This window comes from Alteriqipengyuania sp., assembly GCF_964222115.1.
In the GTDB taxonomy this organism is placed as follows: domain Bacteria; phylum Pseudomonadota; class Alphaproteobacteria; order Sphingomonadales; family Sphingomonadaceae; genus Alteriqipengyuania.
In genome coordinates this window covers 1-24976 of record NZ_CAXQBM010000017.1, presented here as the reverse complement: position 1 = coordinate 24976, position 24976 = coordinate 1, and the positions used below count along the sequence as shown (strand labels likewise).

The 24976-nt window shown below is 64.3% G+C and carries 19 protein-coding genes; 6 read left to right on the top strand and 13 right to left on the bottom strand.

Annotation, left to right across the window (positions count from 1 at the left end; translation table 11 throughout):
- Positions 1 to 80 precede the first annotated feature (80 nt).
- Together ACEQXE_RS03065 and ACEQXE_RS03060 are read right to left on the bottom strand one after the other, a co-directional pair.
- Complete coding sequence (locus ACEQXE_RS03065; RefSeq protein WP_370177444.1) at positions 81 to 2573, bottom strand: penicillin-binding protein 1A; 2493 nt, start codon at positions 2571 to 2573, stop codon at positions 81 to 83.
- A 68-nt stretch (positions 2574 to 2641) separates the two neighbouring features.
- A complete protein-coding gene (locus ACEQXE_RS03060; RefSeq protein ID WP_370177487.1) occupies positions 2642 to 3517 on the bottom strand; it encodes an N-acetylmuramoyl-L-alanine amidase in 876 nt (291 codons plus the stop codon).
- Positions 3518 to 3995: 478 nt separating this feature from the next.
- Between ACEQXE_RS03060 and ACEQXE_RS03055 the strand changes: the two genes are divergently transcribed.
- Positions 3996 to 6761 carry a ribonuclease E/G gene (locus tag ACEQXE_RS03055; RefSeq protein ID WP_370177443.1) on the top strand — a complete coding sequence of 922 codons (2766 nt, stop codon included), beginning with the start codon at positions 3996 to 3998 and terminating at the stop codon, positions 6759 to 6761.
- Positions 6762 to 6816: 55 nt separating this feature from the next.
- Positions 6817 to 7713 (top strand): haloalkane dehalogenase, encoded by an 897-nt coding sequence (locus ACEQXE_RS03050; RefSeq protein ID WP_370177441.1) that lies wholly within the window; start codon positions 6817 to 6819, stop codon positions 7711 to 7713.
- Between the two features lie 143 nt (positions 7714 to 7856).
- On the opposite strand, the gene ACEQXE_RS03045 is transcribed toward ACEQXE_RS03050, so the two are convergent.
- Positions 7857 to 8588, bottom strand: coding sequence for an SDR family NAD(P)-dependent oxidoreductase (locus tag ACEQXE_RS03045; protein WP_370177440.1), 732 nt, complete (start codon positions 8586 to 8588; stop codon positions 7857 to 7859).
- Between the two features lie 174 nt (positions 8589 to 8762).
- Between ACEQXE_RS03045 and ACEQXE_RS03040 the strand changes: the two genes are divergently transcribed.
- The 4 genes from ACEQXE_RS03040 to ACEQXE_RS03025 all read left to right on the top strand — a co-directional run bounded on the left by ACEQXE_RS03040 (position 8763) and on the right by ACEQXE_RS03025 (position 11915).
- A complete protein-coding gene (locus ACEQXE_RS03040; protein ID WP_370177439.1) occupies positions 8763 to 9545 on the top strand; it encodes a succinate dehydrogenase iron-sulfur subunit in 783 nt (260 codons plus the stop codon).
- An 18-nt stretch (positions 9546 to 9563) separates the two neighbouring features.
- On the top strand, positions 9564 to 10034 hold the full coding sequence (locus ACEQXE_RS03035; protein WP_370177438.1) for a PaaI family thioesterase: 471 nt from the start codon (positions 9564 to 9566) through the stop codon (positions 10032 to 10034).
- Positions 10031 to 11146, top strand: a complete 1116-nt coding sequence (gene zapE / locus ACEQXE_RS03030; RefSeq protein WP_370177437.1) for a cell division protein ZapE — start codon at positions 10031 to 10033, stop codon at positions 11144 to 11146. Before ACEQXE_RS03035 ends, zapE begins: the two co-directional genes overlap by 4 nt.
- A 70-nt stretch (positions 11147 to 11216) precedes the next feature.
- Positions 11217 to 11915 (top strand): pirin family protein, encoded by a 699-nt coding sequence (locus tag ACEQXE_RS03025; protein ID WP_370177436.1) that lies wholly within the window; start codon positions 11217 to 11219, stop codon positions 11913 to 11915.
- Positions 11916 to 11921: 6 nt separating this feature from the next.
- Here ACEQXE_RS03025 and ACEQXE_RS03020 read toward each other — a convergent pair whose 3' ends face one another.
- The 10 genes from ACEQXE_RS03020 to ACEQXE_RS02975 form a co-directional block, all read right to left on the bottom strand.
- Entirely contained in the window at positions 11922 to 12866 is a 945-nt protein-coding gene (locus tag ACEQXE_RS03020; protein WP_370183187.1) for a crotonase/enoyl-CoA hydratase family protein, read from the bottom strand.
- 135 nt (positions 12867 to 13001) lie between these two features.
- Positions 13002 to 14900: an XrtA/PEP-CTERM system amidotransferase gene (locus ACEQXE_RS03015; protein WP_370177434.1), complete on the bottom strand. Its 1899-nt coding sequence runs from the start codon at positions 14898 to 14900 to the stop codon at positions 13002 to 13004.
- 12 nt (positions 14901 to 14912) lie between these two features.
- A complete protein-coding gene (xrtA, locus tag ACEQXE_RS03010; protein ID WP_370177433.1) occupies positions 14913 to 16466 on the bottom strand; it encodes an exosortase A in 1554 nt (517 codons plus the stop codon).
- A complete protein-coding gene (locus ACEQXE_RS03005; RefSeq protein ID WP_370177432.1) occupies positions 16456 to 17679 on the bottom strand; it encodes a TIGR03087 family PEP-CTERM/XrtA system glycosyltransferase in 1224 nt (407 codons plus the stop codon). The genes xrtA and ACEQXE_RS03005 overlap by 11 nt, the downstream gene beginning before the upstream one ends.
- Positions 17679 to 18755, bottom strand: coding sequence for a FemAB family XrtA/PEP-CTERM system-associated protein (locus ACEQXE_RS03000; RefSeq protein WP_370177431.1), 1077 nt, complete (start codon positions 18753 to 18755; stop codon positions 17679 to 17681). Before ACEQXE_RS03000 ends, ACEQXE_RS03005 begins: the two co-directional genes overlap by 1 nt.
- Positions 18752 to 19654 carry an XrtA system polysaccharide deacetylase gene (locus tag ACEQXE_RS02995; RefSeq protein WP_370177430.1) on the bottom strand — a complete coding sequence of 301 codons (903 nt, stop codon included), beginning with the start codon at positions 19652 to 19654 and terminating at the stop codon, positions 18752 to 18754. Before ACEQXE_RS02995 ends, ACEQXE_RS03000 begins: the two co-directional genes overlap by 4 nt.
- 2 nt (positions 19655 to 19656) lie before the next feature.
- Positions 19657 to 20841: an XrtA/PEP-CTERM system-associated ATPase gene (locus tag ACEQXE_RS02990; protein WP_370177429.1), complete on the bottom strand. Its 1185-nt coding sequence runs from the start codon at positions 20839 to 20841 to the stop codon at positions 19657 to 19659.
- A gap of 23 nt (positions 20842 to 20864) precedes the next feature.
- Positions 20865 to 22682, bottom strand: a complete 1818-nt coding sequence (locus tag ACEQXE_RS02985) for a preprotein translocase subunit YajC (protein ID WP_370177427.1) — start codon at positions 22680 to 22682, stop codon at positions 20865 to 20867.
- Positions 22683 to 22693: 11 nt separating this feature from the next.
- On the bottom strand, positions 22694 to 23752 hold the full coding sequence (locus tag ACEQXE_RS02980) for a capsular biosynthesis protein (RefSeq protein WP_370177426.1): 1059 nt from the start codon (positions 23750 to 23752) through the stop codon (positions 22694 to 22696).
- Between the two features lie 10 nt (positions 23753 to 23762).
- On the bottom strand, positions 23763 to 24976 hold a 1214-nt coding region (locus tag ACEQXE_RS02975; protein ID WP_370177425.1), incomplete at its 5' end, for a chain-length determining protein.

The window sequence follows — 24976 nt, the reverse complement described above, 5'->3', positions numbered from 1 at the left end:
CTCCGCAAATTGGGCGGGCAGCGCTAGGCCCGGGCCACCCCGATGGCAACCCGCGCGCGGCGCACGATGGTCCGCAAAGACTAGTAGATTCCGCCCTGCTCCTCGACGAAGTCCTCGGGCGGCTCCTCGGGCTCGACGGGGCGCGAAAGTTCGGCCTGCGCCCTGCGTGCACGGCGAATCAGATCGAGCAGTTCCTGCCGCTGTGCGGCGATTTCCGAGGCGAGCGTGGATCGTGGCGGCTCGGTATCGGGCTTGAATGCCTCCCAGATGACCGCAGCATTTTCCGAATTGCTGGGCCATTCGTCGAACACGCGCCCGCCCGTACGTCGGTCCACGCGGACCATGCGGACACCCGCTGGCGCTACCGGCGGCGTGGACCGCCAGCGGTCGCGCGTCGCGGTGATGAAGTCCTTCACGATCGGCGCAGCAATCGTGCCACCCTGCGCATAACCACCCATGTTGCGCGGCCGGTCGAAGCCCAGATAGGTGCCGACCATCATCTGCTGCGTACCGCCGATGAACCAGACATCTTTCGGACCGGTGGTCGTGCCGGTCTTGCCGAACAGGGGCAGCCCGGTGCCGCGCAGGGTCTTGGCCGTGCCGCGCGTAATGACGCCTTCGAGGATATGGCTGATCTGGAAAGCGGTGCGCGCATCCATCATCTGGCGACCCATCGGGCCCGGGCGCGGCATCGCGGATCCGTCCCACTCCGCCATGTTACAACCTTCGCACTCGCGCTTATCGGCGCGCCAGATCACCTTGCCGCGGCGATCCTGCACGTAGTCGATCACGCTCGGCTCGTTATAGAGGCCGTGGTTGGCCAGCGTGGAGAACGCGTTGGTCATCTTCTCGACCGTGGTCTCGCCTGCGCCCAGCGCGAAGGCGATATACGGATCGTAGGAGCCGATCCCGACCCGTTCGTAAGTCTTGATCACATTCGGCATGCCCGCATCGTTTGCGATATTGGCGGTCATCACGTTCTGCGAGTTTTCCAGCCCGAAGCGCAGCGTGTAAGTGCCTGCGCGACCGCCGCGAATGCACTTCTGGCCATACTGCCGCCCCTGGTAGGCACAGAAGCTGCTGTTATCGACCTGGCTTGCAGGCGTGAGCCCCTGATCGAGACCGGTGGCGTAGACGAAAGGCTTCACGGTCGAGCCCGGCTGGCGTTGTGCCTGCGTGGCGCGGTTGAAACTTTCGAGCCGACTGTCCCACCCGCCCTGCATGGCGAGGATGCGGCCCGTCTGCGGGTCTTCGACTACGATGCCACCCGAAGCCTCCGGAATCACCGCCACGCGCCAGGCATTGCCTGCGGGACGCACCGCGATCACATCGCCGGGCTGGAGCGAACCGGGCGCTCCGGTGAGGGAGCCCATTTCGCCATCGGAAAATGCAATCGCACCGGGGCTGGTGAAGACCGCAACCCGCCAGTCCTGGTAATTGATGCCGATATTGGCGCTGGCGAGCTGGCTGGAAAGATCGCCCTTGCTGGCATCGAGCGTGGCGACAGGCCCGCTCCATCCCCGCGATCCGTGATAACGCTGCATGCCCTTGCGCAGCGCATCGCGCGCCGCATCCTGCAATTCGAGGTCGAGCGAGGTGCGCACCCACAATCCGCCGGCATAAACGCTGTTGGGGCCATCCTCGGCCGTCTCCCCGAACCGGTCCAGCAGCTGGCGGCGCACTTCCTCGATGTAATAACCCGCATCGGCATTGCGGATCGAGATGGCGCCGGTGGTGAGGCCAAGCGGCTTCGCCTTGGCCTCGTTCGCGGCTTCGGCTGGGGCCCAGCCATTGTCGACCATCTGGTCGAGCACCCAGTTACGCCGGGCCACCGCTGTTTCCTCGTGCTGTTTACGGCCATAGCGCTCGGGCGCCTTGGGCAGGATCGCAAGGAACGCCATTTCCTGCAATTCCAGATCGCCGACATCCTTGCCGAAATAGGCACGGCTGGCCGCCTGCACGCCGAAACTGCGCCGGCCAAGCGGGATTTCGTTGAGATAAAGCGTCAGGATTTCCTGCTTGCTGAGCGTCTGCTCGATCCGCCGTGCAACCAGCATTTCCTTGAGCTTGCGGGTGATCGAATATTCGTCGCTCAGCAGGACGTTCTTGGCCACCTGCTGGGTGATCGTCGACCCGCCGACAGCGCGCTCGTCCGTCCCGGCCTTGCGCGCATAGTCGATCACCGCGTTGGCTGTGCCGGTTACATCGACGCCATTATGGCTCCAGAAAGTCTCGTCCTCGGCGGAGAGAAAAGCGTTCACCAGGGGCGTCGGGAAGTCGACGAAGTTGAGCTGCACGCGCCGATCGCGTGCGTAGGTGCCCACGATCTCGCCATCGCTGCCGCGCACCACGGTGGGCAGCGGAGTTTCGTAATCCTGCAGTGCGGTGGCATCGGGCAGGTCGCGACCGATGAAGAACCAGAGGATCGCAACCAGCACCACGAAGGCAGCGAAGCCGTAGCAGATCCAGCGGATCGCCCAGTTGTCGCGCCAGGTCTGCTTGAACTCGGCATAGGCATCCTGCGACCCGCGCCGGATCCGGTAGCTCAGATGTTCGATGTCGATCTCGGTCATAATGCGGGAGGCCCCTTAGCATGCGCTTTGCGCGGACCGCCATAACCAATGGTGAACATTGGTGCGGATCAGGATTCTTCGGTCGAGCGGCGGGCGAAAAAGACACGGATCGAGCGCGCCAGGAATTGCGCAAACCGATCCTGCCCCTCTTGCGAGGAAAGCTGCTGCGCGTCCTGCGCGTTGGTCAGGAACCCGACTTCGAACAGCACGGCAGGCACATCGGGAGCACGTAGAACCGCAAGGGCGGCAGAGCGCTGGGTCTGCGAGTGGAAGCGGTGTTTGCCCTTCCCTTCACGCTCGATCAACTCACCGAATTCGCGGCTGGTTTGCTGCACGCGCCGCTGCGACAGCTCGACCAGGATATCGTTCACCGGGTCGCTCTGGTTCTTAACGACGACGCCATTGAGCAGGTCGGCACTATTCTCACGGTTTGCGAAACGCGCTGCCGCCTCGCTCGATGCTTCGCGCGACAGGGTATAGACACTGGCGCCATAGGCTGTGTCGACTTCACCCGCGCTGTCGGCGTGCAAAGAGATGAAGAGGTCCGCATTCATCCGGCGGGCAATCTCGGGCCGTTCCTGCAAGACGAGGAATGTGTCGTCTTCGCGCGTCAGTGCCACACGAATACCGCCTTCCTCGATCAGCCGGTCCTTCACGGCATGCGCCAGCGCAAGCACCACGTCTTTTTCCCTGCGGCCCCCCGATACCGCGCCCGGGTCCTTCCCGCCGTGGCCGGGATCGATCACCACCAGCGGGCGCGAATTATCGGGCGGCCCGTAGATCGTGGGCAAGTCGACCGGCTGCCCGGACTCCGGCAATGTCAGCGAAATGACGTAGTCCCGGCCCAGATGGGGGACCGGCAGGGTCAACCCGAACACGAACAATCCTCCCACCAGGATCACTGGCAGAAGGAAGATTGCGAGGATTTGAAAGAAGCGGCCCATCCGGTCGGCATAGTAAAATGCCACGCATCGCTTTCGCAATAGAGTTGCCGCGCTTCATCCGCGATGCTAGCCAATATGGGTCACGTTACGCACAGTCCCTTCTGCTGGACCGATTTTTCGAGCCGGGAAGCACTGCTAAACGGGGCAATCACATGGCCGCGCGGCTAATTGTCCGCACGGCGACAAAGCAAGATTACAGGTTGATGCGACCAATGCGCACCCCCCGCCCGCTCCGAACTGCCAGACCGCACGGTCTTGCAGCAGAGCGTCCGGCGCGGGCCGCGAGCGTACCAAACACTCGGGCAGCAGTCCGCGTGGTCGCAGACACATTCGTTCCCCGCGCCCCTCTTTCGGGATGCGCGGCGGAGGTCCCTTCCCGCTCTGGCCGCAGGGCCAGGCAATTTTTCACGAAAGATAGCGCGCTTCGCCGCGACAGGCCCAGGGGGCTGGAGCAGGCGCAACGCGTGGAGACACTACAATGGCAATGCGCATGCTCATCGATGCGCGCCACACGGAAGAAACCCGTGTGGCCGTTCTCAAAGGCAACCGGATAGAAGAATTCGACTTCGAGTCGGCTGAACACAAACAGATCACGGGCAATATCTACCTCGCCAAGGTTACGCGGGTAGAGCCATCGCTGCAGGCGGCGTTCGTCGATTTCGGCGGCAACCGCCACGGGTTCCTCGCGTTCAGCGAAATCCACCCCGATTACTACCAGATTCCCAAGGAAGACCGCGACGCGCTGCTGGCCGAAGAGGCCGAGGCGGCTGCCGAGGAAGAGCGCCTGCGTGCCGAAGAGGAAGAGGCGGGCCACGTCCCGGGCGACGAATACGACGCCGAAGACGACCAGTCCGCCGAAGCACTGGCCGAAGACCTCGCCGAAGACGGGCTGGAGGAAATCGACACGTCGGAGAAAGACAAGGTCTCCACGATCGAGGAAGGCCAGCTTTCTTCCGACGACGATGACGACGACGATGATGACTCCGATGAAGAGGAAGAATCGTCCGAAGGCGACGGCAACCGGCGTGGCCGGGGCGGTCGTCGCGGTCGCGGTGGCCCCCGCAGGCAGGGTGGCAAGGGCCGCAGCCGTGCCAAGGAAGTCGACGAAGCACGCGCGCGTCGACAGGCGCTGCGTCGTCGCTACAAGATCCAGGACGTCATCCAGCGGCGCCAGGTGCTGCTGGTGCAGGTCGTCAAGGAAGAGCGCGGCAACAAGGGCGCGGCGCTGACCACCTATCTCAGCCTTGCCGGTCGCTACACCGTGCTGATGCCGAACAGCAGCCACGGCGGCGGCATTTCGCGCAAGATCTCTTCCGCGAGCGACCGCAAGCGCCTGAAGACCGTCGTCAGCGACCTCAACCTGCCACGCAGCATGGGCCTGATCGTGCGCACCGCGGGTCTCAGCCGCACCAAGACCGAGATCAAGCGTGACTTCGATTACCTCGCCCGGCTGTGGGACGAGATTCGCGAACGCACGCTCGGCTCCAGCGCGCCATCGCTGATCCATTCGGACAGCGACCTGATCAAGCGCGCGATCCGCGACATCTACAACCGCGAGATCGAGGAAGTCGTGGTCGAGGGTGAGGATGGCTACAAGTCCGCCAAGGCCTTCATGAAGCTGCTGATGCCCAGCCACGCCCGGCGGGTAAAACCCTATTCGGACCCGGTGCCGCTGTTCCAGCGCTACGGCGCGGAAGACCAGCTGCGCGCAATGTACGAACCGGTCGTACAGCTCAAATCGGGCGGTTACCTCGTCATCAACCCGACCGAGGCGCTGGTCTCTATCGACATCAACTCGGGCCGCTCCACCAAGGAGCACGGGATCGAGCAGACCGCCACCGCGACCAACCTGGAAGCGGCCAAGGAAATCGCACGCCAGCTGCGCCTGCGCGACATGGCCGGGCTGGTCGTGATCGACTTCATCGACATGGAGTACAACTCCAACGTCCGTAAGGTCGAACGCGCGATGAAGGACGCGCTTAAGACCGATCGTGCGCGCATCCAGGTGGGCCGCATTTCCGGCTTCGGCCTGATGGAAATGAGCCGCCAGCGGTTGCGCACCGGCGTGCTCGAAGCGACCACGCGCCCCTGCCCACATTGCGACGGCACCGGCCTGGTGCGCACTGCATCCTCTGCCGGGCTTTCGGCGTTGCGCCTGATCGAGGACGAGGCGGCCAAGGGCAAGGGCACGCAAATCCGCCTGTCCGCCAGCACCGAAGCGGCGGTCTACCTCCTCAACGAAAAGCGCGCCGACCTGCAGGAGATCGAGTGCCGCTACGGCGTGACCGTGGAGGTCGTGCCCGAGGGCGAAGACGAAGGCGCCAAGATGGCCGTCTCCAGCTCTGGCCCCAAGCCGACCGAAGCACCCAAATTCGATCCGATCGTAGTCGATGATTCGGAAGACGACATTGAAGACGGGAACGATGTAGAGGATCGCGACGACGATAACGACAACTCCCACGATTCCGACGATCGCCCGAAGAAGAAGCGGCGGCGGCGGCGGGGCGGTCGCAACCGCAACAAGCGGCGCGATAACGAGGATGGCAACACGGACTCGGGTAGCGATTCCGACGATGGCGACGACGCGTCCGGCACCGACGAATCCTCGCGCAAGGACGGGGATGACGAGGATAAACCCCGTCGCCGTCGTAGCCGCGGCGGTCGCGGTCGGCGCAAGAAGCAGGACAATGCAGAACCGTCCGAGGCGCAGGAAGAGGTTTCCGAACAGGTCGTAGAAGACATGGCCGTAGTCGCCGGGCCGGATGATTCGCCCGAAACCGCCGAAGCCGTTGCGGAGGAAAAGCCGAAGCGCCGCTCGCGCGCCAAGAAGGCGGATGAAACCGCCGAAACCGTTGATGCCGAGGCAAAGCCTGCCCCCAAGAAGCGGGCCAGCCGCGCGAAGAAGGCTCCGGAAGGTGAAACCGAAGCGGCAGATGTTGCGGCCGAGGAAAAACCCAAGCCGCGTCGTCGCACGACAAAGAAGGCAGAAGCGGATGAAGGCGATGCACCGGCCAAGAAGCCGCGCGCACCCCGCAAGACGGCGGCGAAAAAGCCCGCCAAGGCCGCTACCAAGGAGCAGTTGACCGACGATATCGCGGTCGTCTCCGGCCCTGAGGACACGCCCGCCGATCCTCAGGCAGCTGCGGAAAAGGAAGAGAAATCCCCTGCCGCTGCGGCCAATGACGGCGGCGATGCCAGTGCTCCAAAACGTGGCGGCTGGTGGCAGCGCACCTTCGGAGCCTAATCGGAAGCACCTGACTATCGGCGTGCGGTAGAGACGAGCAAAGGACACCACGAAGATGCCCCTCGCCTACCGCACGCCCGACAGCCGCTTCGCAAACCTGCCGGACTATCCCTTCAAGCCGCATTACCACATGCTGCGCGAAGGCCTGCGGGTGCATTATCTGGACGAGGGGCCGCGCGACGGCACCCCGGTGCTGATGATGCATGGCGAGCCGAGCTGGAGCTACCTCTATCGCCACATGATCGGGCCGGTGGTCGAAGCCGGATACCGGGTGCTGGCGCCCGACCTGATCGGCTTCGGCAAGTCGGACAAGCTGACGAAGAAGGCCGAATATTCTTACGCGCTGCATGTCGCGTGGATGCGCGACTGGCTCGACGCGATGGACCTGTCGAACATCGTGCTGGCCTGTCAGGACTGGGGTTCGCTCGTCGGGCTCAGGCTGGTTGCGGATACGCCGGATCGGTTCGCCGCAGTGGTGCTCGCCAATGGCGGACTCCCGGCGGGCGAACCTGCGCCCGAAGCTTTCAGGAAGTGGCGGACGTTTTCCAAACGCAGCCCGGTCTTCCCGATTGGCAGGATCCTGCAGCAGGCCACGGTACGCGAATTGAGCAAGGCCGAGGTGGCAGCCTACGATGCCCCCTTCCCGACCCGCGCCAGCAAGGCGGGGGCGCGCATCTTCCCCTCGCTCGTCCCACTGGGAGCGAACGAGGCCGTGCCCGACCAGCTGAAGGCATGGGAGGTGCTCGAAGGCTTCGACAAGCCGTTCACCTGCTCCTTTTCGGATCGTGATCCCATCACCCGTGGCGGCGATGCAAAGTTTCGCGCGCGCGTGCCCGGCGCGAAGGACAATCCGCTGCACCGCACGCTGCGCGGGCACCACTTCATCCAGGAAGACGACCCCGAGGGATTTGCTGCGGCGGTGATCGAAACGGCGAAGCGGGCGGAGGTTTAGGCTTTCAGCGGATAGTGTAGCAACCGTTCGTACTGAGCTTGTCGAAGTGCGAATGGTCCGCGCTGCGCTCGCCCTTCGACAGGCTCAGGACGAGCGGGAGAGGGCAGCGGCAAGTCTCCCCCTCGAAGAGGGGTCGTGGCAGCTCAAAACCCCACCCGCGCCCCTGCCCAGTCGAACAAGTAGCCACTGTCGTCCGGCGTCAGCCCATCGATCACGTCGAGCAGGTTCCCCGCTGCCTGATCGGGCGGCGTCAGCTGGCCGTCTGGCAGGTTGGCCTGGAACGGTTCGGACAAAGCCGTATCGACCGTGCCGGGGTGCAGTGCGACACAGATCGCCTGCCTGTGCGCGCGGCCGAGCTCGATGGCGTAATTGCGCATCAGCATGTTGAGCGCCGCCTTGCTCGCCCGGTACGAATGCCACCCGCCGATCCCGTTATCCGAAATCGAGCCCACCCGCGCCGATAGCGCGGCGAACACGGCGCGCCGGTCGCGCGGCAAAAGTGGCAGGAAATGTTTGGCGATCAGCGCAGGGCCGATCGTGTTGAGGTGGAAGACGCGCGCCATCGCGTCTGCCTCGACCTGCCGGTAGCTGCGCTCCGGCCCGGTCCCGTCCGGCAGGCTCAGCACTCCGCTGGCCACGATCACGCAATCGAGCGGTTTGCCCACGGCTTGCGCCGCCCCTGCAATGTTTGCCTCATCGTCGAGATCGAGAGGGAGCCATTCGACACCCTCCGGCAGGCTTTCCGGGCGTGTACGCGAAGCCGCGAAAACCTCTTCTGCATCGCGCGCAACCAGGCCTCGCACGAGCGCCGCGCCAATCCCGCCACTCGCGCCGATTACAACGGCTCGCTCGATCTGCTGTCCTACATGCCCCATGTCGGATAGACCCACGGAGATGCTTGCACGTTCCCTCCTCCCTCGCGAGCGAGAGATTTCTGCCTTAAGACACTGTGTCAGGTGTGTCAGGCGTACCGGATTTGGCGCGGTTGCGCCCTTGCACCTTGCGCAGCAGGCGCTAGGTGAGAGGCAAGCAGAATTCAGGACTTTACGATGGCGACCTTCACCCTCCCCAAGAACTCCAAGATCCGCGACAAGGGTGAAGTGCACTCGGCCAAAGGCGCGGCGAGGGTCAAGAAGTTCAAGATCTATCGCTACAACCCGGATAGCGGCGAAAACCCGCACTACGACCGGTTCGAGCTCGATCTCGATGCGTGCGGCCCGATGGTCCTCGACGCATTGTTCAAGATCAAGAACGAGGTCGACCCCACGCTGACCTTCCGCCGGTCGTGCCGCGAAGGGATCTGCGGGTCGTGCTCGATGAACATTAACGGCAAGAACGCGCTCGCCTGCACGACCGCAATCGAAGACCTGAAGGGCGAGGTTCGCATCACGCCGCTGCCGCACATGGAAGTGGTGAAGGACCTGGTGCCCGATTTCACGCACTTCTACGCGCAATACGCCTCGATCCGCCCGTGGCTTCAGACCGTCAGCCCGACGCCGAGCGGCAAGGAGCGGCTGCAGAGCCCGGAAGAGCGCGAGAACCTGGATGGCCTTTACGAGTGCATCCTGTGCGCCTGCTGCTCCACCGCGTGCCCCAGCTACTGGTGGAATTCGGACAAGTTCCTCGGCCCGGCGATCCTGCTGCAGGCCTATCGCTGGCTGGCCGACAGCCGTGACGAGATGACCGGCGAACGGCTCGACCAGCTGGAAGACCCGTACCGGCTCTATCGCTGCCACACGATCATGAACTGCGCGAACGTGTGCCCCAAGGGGCTCAGCCCCGCGAAGGCGATTGCCGAGACCAAGAAGATGATCGCCGAACGCGCGATCTGATCCAGCGCCTGCCGCACGTTGAACAAGCCGACCCCGTTCTTCGACTATCAGGAGCTGCCCGGCAGCGAAGGCTGGTTCAGCTGGAACCCGCACGATCGCACGCGCTTCAACGCAGCGGTGATGGGCGATCTTGCCGTGCGGCGCGAGGGCGACCAGTGCCGCCTGCGCATGATGCCGGAACTGCGGCACACCAATCTGCAGGACATGATCCACGGGGCGACTACACTCGCCCTGATCGATATCGCGCTGTTCGCGACGGCTCACGTCTTGAGCGAGGCCGAGGCAGGCCCCTCGGTCACGCTGGAACTCTCCACCCAGTTCGTGGGCGCGGGCATTCCGGACAAGCCGCTCGATGCGCTGACCGAGATCGTGCGCGAAACGGGCCGCATGGTGTTCATGCGCGGTCAGGTGGTCCAGGAAGACCATCTGGTCGCCAGCTTTTCCGGCATTATCCGCAAGCTTGCATCGCGCGGTGGCACGGCCGCTTGACCGGAGTTGTCACCCGTTACGAGGAACTGCTTGCCGCAGGCGAGTTGCGCGACGACGCCGATCAACGCGCAGCGGTTGAGCAGCTGGGCCGGGTGCAGGCCGAACTGGAGGCGGGTAGTCCGCGCAAGGGCCTGCTCGGCGGGCTGTTAGGCAAGAGGCCGCAGCCGGTGCGCGGGCTCTACATGTGGGGCGGCGTAGGGCGCGGCAAGTCCATGCTGATGGACCTCTTCTTCGAATGCCTCGACATCGGGAAAAAGCGCCGCGTGCATTTCCACGCCTTCATGCTGGAGGTGGACGCAATGATTGCGGAAGAGCGCGCGAAGAAGACCGAGGGGCCGGTGCGACGGGTCGCCGCGCGTATTGCCGAGGATGTGCGCTGCCTGGCCTTCGACGAAATGGTCGTCACCAACACTGCCGATGCGGCAATCATGGCACGCCTGTTCACCCCGCTAATCGAGGAACACGGCGTTACCGTCGTCACCACCAGCAACCGCCCTCCCCACGATCTCTACAAGGACGGGCTCAACCGGTCGCTGTTCGTGCCCTTCATCGAACTGGTCGAGCGGAAGCTCGATACGCTGTCGCTCAATGGGCCGACCGATTACCGGCTCGATCGTTTGGGCGATCTTGAAACCTGGCATACACCGCTGGGCGATGATGCGACGGAGCAGGTGCGCGAAGCCTTCTTCCGCCTGACCGACTACAAGCCGGAAGACGCCCAGCATGTCCCCTCGGGCGAACTCGAGCTGGGTGGCGGGCGTACACTGCATGTTCCCAAGTGCCTCAAAGGCGTGGCCGTATTCAGCTTCAAACGGCTGTGCGGCGAAAACCGCGGAGCCGCGGATTACCTCACGCTTGCCCGCGAGTTCCATACGGTCATTGTGGTTGGGATACCGATACTCGGCCCCGAAAACCGCAACGAGGCAATCCGCTTCACCAAGCTGATCGACGCGCTGTACGAACACAAGGTAAAGCTCTTCGCCACCGCCGCTGCGGAGCCAGAGTCGTTGTATCCTACAGGCGATGGCAGCTTCGAGTTCGCCCGCACGGTCAGCCGCCTGCGCGAAATGCAGAGCACCGACTACATGGCGCTTGGCCACGGGGTGGATTGAATACCCGCAAAGGCGCCCTAATTCAGAGCTGTTCCGGCGGCCAGACATCCCCGCCGATGTGAGAAGCGACATGATCGATATCCGTCCTTTCGAGAGCCTCGGCTCCGCCGACCATGGCTGGCTCGATGCCCGCCACCACTTCAGTTTCGCGAGTTACTACGACCCTGCCCGCATGGGCTGGGGCCGCATCCGCGTGTGGAACGACGACACGATCGCGGCGAAAAGCGGATTTCCGCCCCACCCACACGACAATATGGAGATCGTCACCTTCGTGCGAACGGGCGCGATCACACACCAGGATTCGCTCGGCAACAAGGGCCGCACAGCTGCTGGCGACGTGCAGGTGATGAGCGCGGGCACCGGCATCACCCATGCCGAGTATAACGTGGAAGACGAAGCCACGACGCTGTTCCAGATCTGGATTCTGCCCGACAGCCAGGGTGAAGCGCCCGGCTGGGACCAGCGCGAATTCCCCAAGGCAAGTCGCGATGGCGGGTTCGAAGTGCTGGCGAGTGGCACGCCCGAAGCTGATGGCGCATTGTCGATCCGCGCCGATGCCAAGGTTGCGGCAGCCACCTTGAAGGCCGGACAGACCGCCGAGTGGCAGGCAGCACCGGGGCGCCACCAGTACCTGGTCGCACCCACCGGACGCATCCGGGTGAATGGACAAGAAGCTGGCCCGCGCGACGGCATCGCCACGAAGGATGAAGGCGTGCTTCGGGTCGAAGCACTCGAAGAAGCGGAAATCGTGCTGGTCGACTCGCGCTAGGCGAGGCTAGGCCGGTTCGGCGGCCTTCTGCATCACGCGACTCTGCTTGTCGGCCAGCCGGCCCATCAGCTTGAGATCGCGTTCGGTCAGTTTGAGCGCGGTGTCGGCCCAGATTTCGGTAATCTCGGACAACTCGGCAAGCGAAAGGTTCCAGCTACGCTTTGTCGCCCGGCGCGAGCCGAGCAGGCCCGCGTGGCGACGTGCGTTCTTCTCGATGAAGGTCTGCACGGCTTCCTCACCGGTGCCATCGGGCACGACCTCGTGCACAAGGCCCAGCGCCAGCATCTCGCGCGCGGAAATGGTCTTGCCCGAGGTGATGAGTTTCTCGGCCGCCACGCTGCCCAGCTGGCGGCTGAGAAATGCGTGCGCGCCCATTCCGGGGAAGAGGCCGAACATGATCTCTGGCAGGCCGAAGCCAGCGCTTTCTTCGGCAATAATGAAATCGAACGAAAGCAAGGCTTCCAGCCCGCCGCCCAGCGCATCGCCTTGCGCCAGCCCGATGGTGAGCATCGGCAGGCCCAGAGTATTGATGTTGCGATGGAGAATGCGGCAGCAGCGGTGGCCGTAATCGACCAGCGCGGCGCGATCGCCCGCGACGATCAGTTTGCGGAACAGCGTGAGGTCGCCGCCGTAGCAGAACACACCGGGTGCGTGGCTCCCGAGGATAAGGAAACGCAGGTCGTCGCGACCGAAATTGGCCTGGATCAGATCCTGCCAACGCTCGAAATCGGCGAGCATCGAAGGCGTGAAGCTAGGTCGCCCGCTCGGGACCATATGCGTCCAGAGAGCCTTGGTATCCGAATCATATTCGACGCGCAATTCATCGAGACCGAACAGCTCGGGCGCGATGACAGGCCCACCTTCGACGAGCATCGGGTTACCCGATTCGTCGAGGATGATGTGTTGCTCGAAATTGGTGCTCACCCGGTTCAATGCGACCCCCGTTGCCACCTGTGCGCGGGCATTAGCCCTGCAATTGGGGTGAATCTAAGCGATGGCCGGACTCGACCGCAACGATTTATTTACCAAATCTCGAATTTTGAGTCATTTTTGCGATGGGCCGAGTCAAAATGTTGCTCAAATGACTCACGTTTTCTCGGCCAGCGACGCCATGCTCCGGTCCAGCATCAGCAATTGCCACAGTTCACGCGCATGATCTCGCCGCCCGGAGATGTGGTTTTCCGCCAAATTCACGAGGGTCTCGCGATCGAACCAGCCCGTGTCGAGCAGGCGCGGATTGCGGACGACTGCCCGCGCGCCTTCTTTCAGATCATGACGGAACCAATGCGCGATCGGCAGCACGAATCCCTGTTTGGGTCGGTGGAGAATATTCTGCGGCAGTTCTCCAGCCATTGCGCGTTTGAGGGCATATTTGCCCTCACCCCCGGTAATCCGCCGCGATACCGGCAGGCGCGCAGCGAACTCGACCAGGGTGTGATCCAGCAATGGCTCGCGCGCTTCGAGGCTCGCGGCCATGCTCGTCCGGTCGACCTTGGTCAGGATATCCCCCGGGAGCCAGAATTTGAGATCGGCGTATTGGGCGCGGTCCAACCCGTTGCGTGCCGGGGCGCGGCGCATCAGCTCGACCAGGGGCTGCTCGGCACGATACCCACCCAATTCCCGGACCATCGCGGGCGAGAACAGCGCCTTCCGCGCTTCCGGTGCCATGATGCTCAGCGCCCTCGCGTAAGCTTCTTCGCCGGATAGAGCGAGAGCCTGCAACGTGCTTTTGGCGCGCAAGGGGCGCGGAGCCCAGTCCGCCTTGGGATAAAGTGCGCCCAGCGGCCCGAAGCCCATCTTCCGAATGGTGGCGGGCACCATATCGCGAGCCCGCTGTTCGGCAGCGTGGAAAACATGGCGGCGGTACCCGGCAAAGGCCTCGTCCGCGCCGTCGCCGGACAGCGCCACGGTGACATGCTGGCGTGCCAACGCGCACACTTCTGCCGTGGGTAACGCGGAGGCATCGGCGAAGGGTTCGTCGAACATGGCCGCGATGCGATCCACGCGGCCGAACAGGGCCGGATCGACGATCTTCTCGTGATGCATCGTGCCGAAGCGGTCTGCGATCAGGCGCGCATGTTCGGTCTCGTCCAGATCGGCCACGTCGAAACCGATCGAGCAAGTGGTGACCTGCCGCTGCGCAATATCGGCCATCATCGCGACCACCGTGGAGCTGTCCACGCCGCCCGAAAGGAATGCTCCGATCGGCACATCGCTGACCATGCGCGATTGCACCGCATCATGCAGATGTGCGCGGATCGCCTCGCGCTCGTCCGCTTCGCTCAAGTGATGCCGGTCGGCGAAGGAGATGTCATACCAGCAGACGGGTGGACGCGGCGCATTGCCGGGTTCGACAACCTGGTAATGTCCTGCCGGAAGCTTACCGACACCCAACAGGATCGACCGGTGATCGGGCACGTAACCCCAGGCGAAGTAATCCTCTATGGCGAGCGGATCGATCTTCCGTTCGATCCGAGGATGCGCAAGCAAGCCCTTGAGTTCCGATGCGAACGCGAATGTGCCGTCAGGCAGGATAGCGGTGAAAAGCGGCTTTACGCCAAACCGGTCGCGGGCGAGGAAAAAGCTGCGCGCATGCGTGTCGTAGATCGCGAAGGCGAACATGCCATTCAGGCGCGCAAGGCAATCGGCACCCCATTCCTGGTACGCCGCGAGAATGACTTCGGTATCGCCCTCGGTCGCAAACCTATGGCCCAGCTGGCCCAGCTCGTGCCGCAAAGCCCGGTAATTGTAGATTTCGCCGTTGAAGACGATCACCGAACGTCCGTCGGCAGACCTCATCGGCTGCGGTGAGCCCTCCACGTCGATTACCGAAAGCCGCCGGTGCGCGAGGCCCACGCCGTCGGCCAGCCACAAGCCTTCCCCATCGGGGCCGCGATGCGTCATGGCATCGCGCATGGCAGTCAGGACCGATCGATCGATTGAGGCGTGCGGATCACGCGCGAATAGGCCAGCAATGCCGCACATGCCTGATCTCCCCTAGCGGGCTACGGCGGCTTCCACCAGCGCCGCGGGCCCGCCGGACGCTCGATGAAAGCGCTCTAGCGCCTGCCCGGATGCATCGGTGCCATCGTCATAGGTGGAAAGGATGACCAGCCAGCGCGGGTGCGTGCGTAGGGCAAGCCGGTCGCCCAGCCCCGCGAGCCGGGAGCCGAGCGCGCTCGAAGTCGCCTCCCCGCCCACAACGAAGGAAGACCATGCAAGGCGCCGCTCGGCGCCAAAGGCCAGCAGTTCGGTTCCAGCTATGTTTTCAGGCGCGGGTGCAGAAGCCACCAGCCGCCACGGTGTGTCGGGCGGCACCGCCCCTTCGCTCTCCACGGTCGGGTCGGCCATGCCGGTATAGGCGGCAAGATAGAGATCGACCTCGTATCCCTGCTCGTCGCGATAGATTGCGTGCAGCCGCTCGCTCGCATGCGCGCCTTTGGGCTGCCAGGCGGGCTTTGCCGGCGTTTCGAGGAGCACCCAGCCCTCGATCTCTGGCGCATGCGGGACTGGAGCCTGCGTCTCCGACCCTCGCGCAAGGCCGGCCCACAGGCCTGCCAGCAAAATTATCGCAGCAATCGCGGGTGCGAGCGTACTCGCCCGCAATGTCCCACGGTTGAGCGCAAGGACCGCGCGATAATGCGCCAGCGAGCCCGCCTCCGCACCTTCGGCCAGCGGATCGCGATCGAACCATCGCCACGCAACGGCCATCACCAGCGCCACCACGAGCGCAAAGAACACCCAGCCATAGATGATATGGTCGAAGCCTGCCGCGCGCTCGACGCCGACCTTCTGGGCGATGGCAATCGTTCCCCACGCGCGCACTCCATTGGCGAGGATCGGCACCACGAGGCAGAGCAGCATGAAGGCTACACGTCGCGGCCAACCTGTCATTCCGACCTTTGCGGCAAGCACCCCGAGCGTCAGCATCGCGACCACGAACTGGACGCCCGCGCATGCCTCGGCAACTTCGAACAGGCCCGCCGGGGTGTCGATGAACACGCCGTCGATCTCAGCAGGGATGCCGCTGAGATGCGTGAGCGCGATCACCATCTTCGCCGTCAGCATCTGCAAGGGGAACACGATCTCCTCGCCAAAAGGCACCAGGAAGGCCGCAAATGCGATGGGAAAGGCCAGTACGGCGCCCACACGCGGGCCGAGCAAGGCAATCGTCACGGCTTGCAGCACCAGCACGGCACCAGCCTGCGCGACGATATCGATGGAGCTGAGCGAGCCGACCAGCCAGACGGCCAGCGCGCCAAGCAACGCGAACATTCCGGGCCACCACGCATGCGGCGTCAGGTCCGCAAGCGCCCCGCGCCGGTTCCACACCAGCCAGCCGATGATCGGCGGCACGAACAGGATATGCTGGTAGGCCGAAACGGTCAGCCATTGGCGCGCCATGTCCACCCATTGCGGCGCGGTCAGCAGGAAAGCGCATGCCCACAGGAAGGCCAACCACCCAAGCGCACGCGCCCATGCGGCAGGAAGGGCCTGGAGCCTGGCCGTCAGAGCGAGACTGCGCGGGGGATGCAGCGCGTCACGCGGCATCGCGCACCGGATCCGCGGCAGGCGGGCGGAGCAGCGCGCCAAGCCCGGCCAGCATCGCACGCCAGCTCTGGTGTTCGAGAACGAAGGCACGCGCCGCCTCGCCCATTTCGAGCGACCGGTCGCGATCCTCCAGCAGCGCAAGCGCGCGCCCGATCATCGTCCGGTCGCCTTCGGCAATGGTGAAATGCACCCCGTCCTCGCCATCGATGCCGGTTGCGGCTTCGGGCGAAAGGAGCACGGGCATGGCCATAGCCATCGCTTCGAGCACCTTGTTCTGGATGCCGCGCGCAATCGTCAGCGGCGCAACGACGACATCCGCTTCCGCAATATAGGGTCGCACGTCGGGCACTTCGCCCCACACGGTGACGCCAGCCTGCTTACCGAGCGCTTTCACCGCCTGCGTGGGTGCACGGCCGACGATGTGGAATTCCGCATCCCCGTGCACTTCGCGAATTCCCGGGAGGATGCGATGCACCATCCGCTCGACCGCAGCGACGTTGGGCGCGTAGTCCATCTGCCCGGTGAAGACGAAGTTCGGCCCCGAACCATAAAGCGTCGGCTCGGGGGGAATGGCGCCGGGGGCGAAGAACTTTGCGTCGATCCCGTTGCGCATCACCCGCAGGTCGATCTGGTGCATGTTCGAGACCCGCGTGCGGAAAAGGTTTGCTTCGTTCTCGCTGATCAGCAGCGTCGTATCCGCGGCGCGGGCAAAGCGCTCCTCCGCCGCCGCCAGCAACCGCCCTTCGCGCGCGTGAACCCACGCCTTGGGCCCATGCCCTGCCTCGCCATAAGCCTCGAACTTGGCGCTATCGACATCGCACAGGTCAAGCACGGTCCGCCCCGGGAAATGCGGCGGAATATATTGCGCCATCTGCCCGGAGAACACGTAGATCGCGTCGATCGGGCGATAATGCAGCACCTGCGCGACCCATTCGTGCAAGCGATCATTGGCGAATGCGGACAGGCTGACGGGCCGACCCTTGGCCATCGCTTCGGCGGCGGCGAGCATGTCCGGCTTGCGGCATGGCACCAGATGGTGGCTGGCCGCTATGCCGGAGAGGAACTGCTCGCCATAGCCCGCACGGTCGTCGAACGTGCCGACATGGACCGGGCCGAGCTTGGCGAGCGCCCTCAGCACATGGAACGATCGGATCTTGTCGCCGCGATCGGGCGGGAATGGTACGCGGTGCGCAAGGAAAAGGGTTTCGCCCATCAGCCCAGCCCCCGCGCGATGTGCGGGCCGATGCGGTTCGCAACGGGCAACGGCAAAGCCTTCCACAGCGCAATCTTGCGCGCGTAAGCATCGCTGGTCGGGTCGATATCGCGCGCCTGCGTGCCATCCGCTATCCAGCGCGAATAGGTGAGCGGCTGCGGATCGAAACCCCAGTTTTTCTTGTAGTGGCAGGGCCCACTGCCTGTCTTCGAACGGCCGAAATCGAAATGCGTGCACGCCTTCGCACCGCGGGCATGGCACATTAGCGCGTAATACATCCGCTCGTTCGCGCGGGTCTCGCGGGCGCGCCACACGCCCCCGCCCCAGAACGGGTAGGCGGTACCCTGATGATAGAGCGTCAGCACGCTGGCGAGCGGTTCTTCGCCTTCCCACACGGTCAGGATGTCGGCCCGCTCGTCGAAATAGCGCAGCACTGCATCGAACAGGCTGCGCGGGAACACCGGAGTGCCGAGGTTGTGTACGCTTGCCGCGTAGCAGGCATAGTGCGCGGCGCGGTGGTTTTCCCCCGTGCCAACAGTAACCGTCAGCGGATTTTTCAGGCTCTTGCGCACTTCCGCACGCTGTTTGCGCGGGATCGCAAGCAATTGCGCATCGTCGTCGGGCGCGAGTTCGGTGACGAACCCGCTATGCTTGCCGGAAATCGCCTGCCAGCCAGCCGGGGTTTCCCCGCCCCGCAATTCCACTTCATTGCAGGAGTTACGCAACGCAAGCTCGCACGCTGCGTCGGCAAGGCGCTGGGCAACATTGCGTTCGCGTGCCAGTGCGCCACCATCGACCGCGAAACCGCTCGATACAAGCGCCCGCCCGAATAGCGGCGAGTGCACCAGCGTTAGCGGGAGCCAGCCGACAATGCGCCCTGCCCGTTCGGCGAGGATGCCATGCGCCTTCTGCCCCGTGCCGCGCTCTATCGCGGCCAGCCATTCGGGCAGGTGGAACGGACTGCCATCCTGTTCGTCGACGAATGCAGCGATCCGGGAAGCCTGCGCAGGATCGCGCAGGTCGGCCACGGCAATCTCGGTCGGTTCGGAGCGCTCCAGGGCGAAAGGTGCATTCATCGCGCTTCGCCTTCGATCTTCAGCGCCTCGATCCGGGCGATCTCGTCGACCCGGCCCCACGAGAATTCGCCCAGCAATCGTTCGAGCTTACGCTCCATGCGCGAAAGGTTGGTGTAATGACGCAGGCGAGAGCGCAGCGGGGCGCCCGCAACTCGCGGCTGGCCCGGATCGACCTCCCACGGGTGGCAATAGAATATTGCGGGCCGCATCTCTTCGCGGTTGACCTGCGCAATCGCCCATTTCGAGAAATGGTAGGGCAGCGTGCGGAAGAACCCTCCCCCGCCAGCCGCCAGCCGCCTCTCGCCCAGCATCGCCGTCGTCACTGGCAGTTCGACAAGATCGCTGTCTTCGACGGGGCGGAAGGCGAAACGCGGAGCGTCCCTCCAGCCGTAGTGATCATGCGCGATGGGCGCGACACTGGAGCTGTAGGAATAGCCTTGCGCAGCCAGTTCCTCATGCGCCCACGGCGTGCGCGCATCGATCGAAAAGCTTGGCGCGCGATAGCCGGTCACTTTTACGCCGCCCAGGTCTTCCAGAATGCCGCGCGATTTGCGCAGGTCCTCGGCAAATTGCACACGGTCGAAGGTGAACACGCGCTGGTGATCGTAACCGTGGCTGGCAAGTTCGTGGCCGGCTTCAACGATAGCGCGGATAGACTGCGGCACGCGCTCCGCCACCCAGCCGAGCGTGAAGAACGTCGCCTTCACTCCGGCCCGGTCGAACAGTGCCAGCATGGCCTCGACATTGCGCTCGACGCGCAGCTCGCACCCATCCCAGTCGGCGCGGGCAATCGTGTTTTCGAACGCACCGACCTGGAACCAGTCTTCCACATCGACCGACAGGCCGTTCACGACCTTCGGTTCGGGGGGGAATTTCTGGTGTGCCGGCGCGAAGTCCATGACTACGCGGCCCTGTTCTCTTTCTGGCGGCCTTCCTTGTCGAGCCATTCGATGAGCAATTGCAGCACATAGCGCACGCTCTGTTCCTGGTCTTCCAGCCGCGTTTCGAGCGCAGCGACGCGCGCGGCCAGATCGCCATCGGTCTTGGGCGAGCCCTCGATAGCGCGTGACAGTGTAGCAATCGCGGCGCGCAGATCGGACATCTCGCCCTCGTTCGAACCAGACGAAGGCGCCGCCGTCGGCTGTGCTGCTGCAGTGGGTGCAGGTGCGTGTACGGGCGCAGGCGAAGACGCCGCCGGAGGAGCCTGCGTCTGGGCATAGTTGGCAGACGGACCGGCATCGGGCTTGTGGGCACTCTCCGCCGATTGCGCACGGCTGTCGTTCGCCATCTCGTCGATCACCGCGGTCAGCATGACGCGGTCGATTTCGCTGCGCTGTTCCACCGCACCCATCAGCAAGAGGCGGGTGACGATCTGGTTGATCCGGCGCGGGATGCCGCCGCTGGCCTCGTGGATTGCGGTATGGATCTGCGGTTCGAAGCGCGGATTGCCATACCAGCCGACCAGCTGGAGGCGATGCTCGATGTAAGGCCGCACTTCCTGCGGCTCCATCCCGGTCAGGTGATGGGCGGCGATAACGCGCTGGCGCAGCTGCTCCAGCCGGTCATGCTGGGCGAGCGTCTGCTTGAATTCCGGCTGGCCGAGCAGCAATTGCTGCAGCAGCGGATGCGAACCGAGCTGGAAATTGCTCATCATCCGCATTTCTTCCAGCGCTTCGAAGCTCAAGTTCTGCGCCTCGTCGACCACCAGCAGGCAGCGGCGGCCTTCGCGCGCTTCCTCGTGCAGGAAAGCCTCGATCGCCGACAATGCGCTCGCCTTGTCCTGCCCCGCGACATCGAGGCCAAAACTCTGTGCCACCAGGTGCACCAGTTCCGACCCGTCGAGGTTGCTGGTCACCACCTGGCCCACGGTCATCTGTTCGGGATCGACCTTGCGCATCAGGTGCGCGACCATGGTCGACTTGCCCGATCCGATCTCGCCGGTGATGACGATAAAGCCCTCGCCCTGCGCCATTCCGTACCCGAGATAGCTCAGTGCCTTTCGATGCGTAATGCTCTCGAAATAGAAGTTCGGGTCCGGCGTAAGCTGGAAGGGTCGGCCCGAGAAACCGTAATACTGGTCAAACATAAGTGGTCTGGTCCCTCAGGCGATCAGAAATCGTACCGCAGGCCGACAAGGGCCGACGCATTGGTTTCGTCCACCGCATCGCTCTCGATCGCATCGACCGAAACCGCGGCACGGGCGGAAAGCTTGCCGAACAGCGTGCGGCTATAGGCGGCCGAAGCCCCCAGCAGCAGCGCGTCTTCGACTGCTGTAGAGCCTTGCCTGAGATAGCTTGCATATCCGTTGATATTGAACGCTGCGAGCGAGCCCAGCGGGCCGCCCATGCTGACATTGCCGTAGAAGCTTTCGTCCACCTGCCCATCGGCAGCAGCGAGCTGCGTTCCAGGCGCACCGTAATAGCGGCGACGGTCGTAGCCGATGGCTATACCCGTCGTCAGGCGGCCTTCGGTGGTCGAGTAGGCAAGGTTGACGCCCTGGTTCTTGAACACCGAACTGCGCACCGAAGACAGCGCACCGCCCAGGCAGTCTGCCGAGCCTTGCGTGCCGGTGCCGGTCACACAGCCGCTGAAATCGCCGGTCAGCGCATTACGCGAGGCGACAAAGCCAACCGGCAGGTTGGCCAGCGAATTGGTCAGCACACCGCCAAACCCGCTGATGCCCTTGTAGACGGAGGCATTGACGGCCGTGCGCGACGATGCCTGCCAGCTGAAGCTGCCATAATAGGAATCGCTGTCGTACCGGCGCCCGTAATGCGCCTCCAGCTGGGTGCGGCGCGAAGGCTTCCACACCACGCCTGCATCCCAGATCAGCCCCTCGGTCTCGAAGGCGATCCGGCGCGGGCCGCTGGTATCGGTCTGGTAACGTCCGTCGGCACCGACGACGGGATCGCCCGATCCGTCGCGCACGACGTCGCGGTTGGAAACCTCGACCTTTTCGTAGCCGACCCCGCCGACCACCGCAAAACCGGGAGCGATAGGCACGGTGATATCGCCGCGACCATAAAAATCGCGCACACGCTGGTCGGAATTGGAAACCTCTTCCTGAAACGCCCCGGCACCCACGGCAACGCCCACGGGCAGGACCTTCCCGGGATCGACTCCGATGCGCGCACTGGCGGAATGCACGATGCTTTCCTGCGCCACGTCGCTGATCGTCACCGCGTTGTCGACCACACCCACGGCAGGCTCTTCAACGCGGTTATACCCGAAGCGGTAGTTGGCAGAGACGTTCGCCACGCCGACCTGTGTCGAGATGTTGGGCCCGGCATAGGCCGAGTAGACGCGCGCCTCGCTGTCGGCGTCGATCGGCTGGCCGCTGGCAAGTGTGGTACCGCCGCCTGAATCGACCCGCGTGCGCGCGGCAAGGCCGCCCGCTTCCACCGTGACGCCCCGCGTGAGCGCAGCATAGCCGCGTGCAATGCCCGAAACACTGTCGCCACCCGAAACACCGTTCGAAAGATCGTCGCCATAGCTGATGACGCGGTCATAGCGCAGAGAGACGGAGCCGCCCCCGCGACGCCCCTGAACCGATGCATCGACACCGGCGGCAACCGCTCCATAAACTGCGGTTTCGCTATCCGGCTCGATCCGCTGAGTCACGACCTGGTTGGCCTCGATATAGGGATCGATGCGCAGGCGCTGGCGCACGGGTGCACCCGATGGCCGCGAGCCATTGCCATCGCCATAGCCGCCACCATCGCCATAGCCGTCGCTCGATTGCGAACTGCTATCGCCGGGATAGCCGTAGGGCGTGCTGGGGGCAGGCGGCAGGCTGCTGCTCGCACTGCTCGAGCTTACCTCGTCATCGCTCCACTGGTATTGGGCGAAAGCAGGCGCGGCAGGCAGGAATGCGCTGGCACAAAGCACCGTGGCAAGAGCCGATACCGAGTGGGGCAGGCGGGTCATGGAGGCGGTCCTCATCCGTAATAACTCCCGAAGCGGCGCCCGCTCGGGCTGAAATTCGCGCCATTGAGCACGAGCTTGATGTCGGGGCAGGCAGCCAGCAACTGTGCGGCATCTTCCAGCGCGCTCTTGCCGGTGCGATCGGCACGCGCGACGAGGATCGTCTGGCCGACATGCTTGGCCAGCTCTGCCGCAGGCGATGCGGCGAGCGCGGGCGGGCTGTCGATCAGCACGATCCGGTTGGGTGCCTGCGCGGTCAGCCGCTCGAACATTTCGGCGGTCCGGCGGCTGGAAAGCGCCTCGCTCGCGTGGCTCGCCTGACGGCCGGGCGGCAGGATCCACAGGCCATCGATATCGGTCTGGAGCACATGCGCTTCGACGCCGCTTTCGGCATCGCCGAGCACATCCATAAGGCCCGCACGCTCGGGCAGGCCGAAAGCGTCCTTGACCGACGGATTGGCGAAATCGGCATCGACCAACACGACCTCCAGATCGCGTTCTGCAGCCAGCGACAATGCCAGATTGACCGCGCAGAATGTCTTGCCCTCATCCTGGTGGGGCGAGGTAACAAGGATGCGGCGCGACAGGCCGGTGCCAGCATGGCGAGCGGCCTCCAGTACCTGCCGCTTCACGATGCGGAATTCCTCGGCCAGCGCGGAAGCCTGCCCCGTCGGATCGACGAAGCCGCTCTTGCGCAAGCGATCGAAATCGACATCGACCGGTTCTCCGGCGAGTGCGATCGCATTGGCGCTACCCTCGATCACGGCAGGAGGCGGCGCCGACTGGCTCGGCACGGGAAGCTGTGCTTCGGCGGCCGGGGCCTCGACGGAAATTTCGGCCGGTGTCGGCTCAGGTTCGGGTGCAGGCGCAGGAGCCGGCGCTGGCGCTGGCGCTGGCGCCTGATCGCTGCCGGATTTACGCAGCGGACGCGCGCGCTTCATCGGAACATCGTCGAAGCTTTTCGGCATCGGCGCTGCGCCCAGATCGTTCAGGCCGAACGCACCACTGGCGCGTTCCAGCAAAGAACTGCTCTTTTCCTCTTGGGGAGGCTTGATGGGGCGATGTTCGGTCATTGCTGCTCCCTCACGCCATCACCTGGCCAACCTGGACAAATTCGATGCCCAGCAACACGACCAGCAATCCGGCCAGTGCGCCGGAACTGGCGTAGAACAGGCGCAACTGGCGCTCTTCCTTCGCCTGGCGCGAAGGCGGCACGATTTTGGTGATGGTCCCGATCACCGGCAGGCCGAGCGATTTCTTGAGCCCGGCGGCGGTCGAGAAGGTGGAACGCAGCATGGTCAGCGCGATCGCACTGCCCAGCCCTGCCCCGACGCCCAGCACCATCACTGCCAGCAGCAGGATCGGGCGGTTGGGTGCGGCAGGCCGCGTCGAAACGCCCGGCGCGTCGATTATGTCGAACCGGAAAGAGCTACGCTCGCTCTCCACTTGGCTGCGCAGTTCCATCTCCTCGCGGTCCTGCAGCAGCTCGTCGTACTTGTTCTTGAGCACCTCGTAATCGCGCCCGATGCGCTGGGCTTCGGCAGCCAGCTGCGGCTCGCTCGCCTGGTCGGCAATGATCATCGATATATCGGCCTGCAGCGCAGCCTTGCGCGCCAACAGCGCCTGCACATTCGCCTGCCGTTCGGCGCGGATCGAAACGAGCGAACTGTAAGCAGGGTTAGGCATGCCACCCGCCGTGGCACCGCCGCCGCCCATCTGGCGCAGCATCTGCACCTGCCGCAGCGCGGTCTGCATGTCCGGATGATTGTTCTTGAGCCCGCGCGCGCGCAATTGCGCGACCTGCGCTTCTGCCTGGTCCAGCGCGCTGCCACCGCCGCTGACTCCCGCGATAGTCTGCGGTGTCCCGGCAAGCTGGCCATTGATAGCAGCCAGCGCGCTTTGCGCCGCAGCCAGATCGGCTTCCACACCGCGCATTTCGGTGCGCGCGGATTGCAACCTGGACGAGATGGCGGTGGCCCCGCCGATCAGTTCTGGATGCTCTGCCTCGAACGCGGTACGCCGTGCTTCGGCTTCTTCCAGTTCCTTGGCGCGGGCGTCGAGCTGCTGGTCGAGCAGCGCGACTGCATCGCTTACTTCGCCGCGGGTCCCCTCGACATTGGCCTGCTCGAAAATCTCCAGCAGCTTGAGCACGACATCCTGCGCCAGCTTGGCATTCTCTGCGTCGGTATACTCGCTGCGGCCCATCTCCGCGGTGATTTCGAAGAGATTGTCCTCCTCGCTCTTCACCTTCACGTTTTCGGCCAGCGCGGTGATCGCACCTTCCATATCGCGTGGCG

Excerpts from the sequence above, each read along its gene's own strand:
- ACEQXE_RS03065 (WP_370177444.1), bottom strand. The coding sequence starts at position 2,573 with ATGACCGAGATCGACATCGAACATCTGAGCTACCGGATCCGGCGCGGG.
- ACEQXE_RS03060 (WP_370177487.1), bottom strand. The coding sequence starts at position 3,517 with ATGGGCCGCTTCTTTCAAATCCTCGCAATCTTCCTTCTGCCAGTGATC.
- ACEQXE_RS03055 (WP_370177443.1), top strand. The coding sequence starts at position 3,996 with ATGGCAATGCGCATGCTCATCGATGCGCGCCACACGGAAGAAACCCGT.
- ACEQXE_RS03050 (WP_370177441.1), top strand. The coding sequence starts at position 6,817 with ATGCCCCTCGCCTACCGCACGCCCGACAGCCGCTTCGCAAACCTGCCG.
- ACEQXE_RS03045 (WP_370177440.1), bottom strand. The coding sequence starts at position 8,588 with ATGGGGCATGTAGGACAGCAGATCGAGCGAGCCGTTGTAATCGGCGCG.
- ACEQXE_RS03040 (WP_370177439.1), top strand. The coding sequence starts at position 8,763 with ATGGCGACCTTCACCCTCCCCAAGAACTCCAAGATCCGCGACAAGGGT.
- ACEQXE_RS03025 (WP_370177436.1), top strand. The coding sequence starts at position 11,217 with ATGATCGATATCCGTCCTTTCGAGAGCCTCGGCTCCGCCGACCATGGC.
- ACEQXE_RS03015 (WP_370177434.1), bottom strand. The coding sequence starts at position 14,900 with ATGTGCGGCATTGCTGGCCTATTCGCGCGTGATCCGCACGCCTCAATC.
- xrtA (WP_370177433.1), bottom strand. The coding sequence starts at position 16,466 with ATGCCGCGTGACGCGCTGCATCCCCCGCGCAGTCTCGCTCTGACGGCC.
- ACEQXE_RS03005 (WP_370177432.1), bottom strand. The coding sequence starts at position 17,679 with ATGGGCGAAACCCTTTTCCTTGCGCACCGCGTACCATTCCCGCCCGAT.
- ACEQXE_RS03000 (WP_370177431.1), bottom strand. The coding sequence starts at position 18,755 with ATGAATGCACCTTTCGCCCTGGAGCGCTCCGAACCGACCGAGATTGCC.
- ACEQXE_RS02995 (WP_370177430.1), bottom strand. The coding sequence starts at position 19,654 with ATGGACTTCGCGCCGGCACACCAGAAATTCCCCCCCGAACCGAAGGTC.
- ACEQXE_RS02990 (WP_370177429.1), bottom strand. The coding sequence starts at position 20,841 with ATGTTTGACCAGTATTACGGTTTCTCGGGCCGACCCTTCCAGCTTACG.
- ACEQXE_RS02985 (WP_370177427.1), bottom strand. The coding sequence starts at position 22,682 with ATGACCCGCCTGCCCCACTCGGTATCGGCTCTTGCCACGGTGCTTTGT.
- ACEQXE_RS02980 (WP_370177426.1), bottom strand. The coding sequence starts at position 23,752 with ATGACCGAACATCGCCCCATCAAGCCTCCCCAAGAGGAAAAGAGCAGT.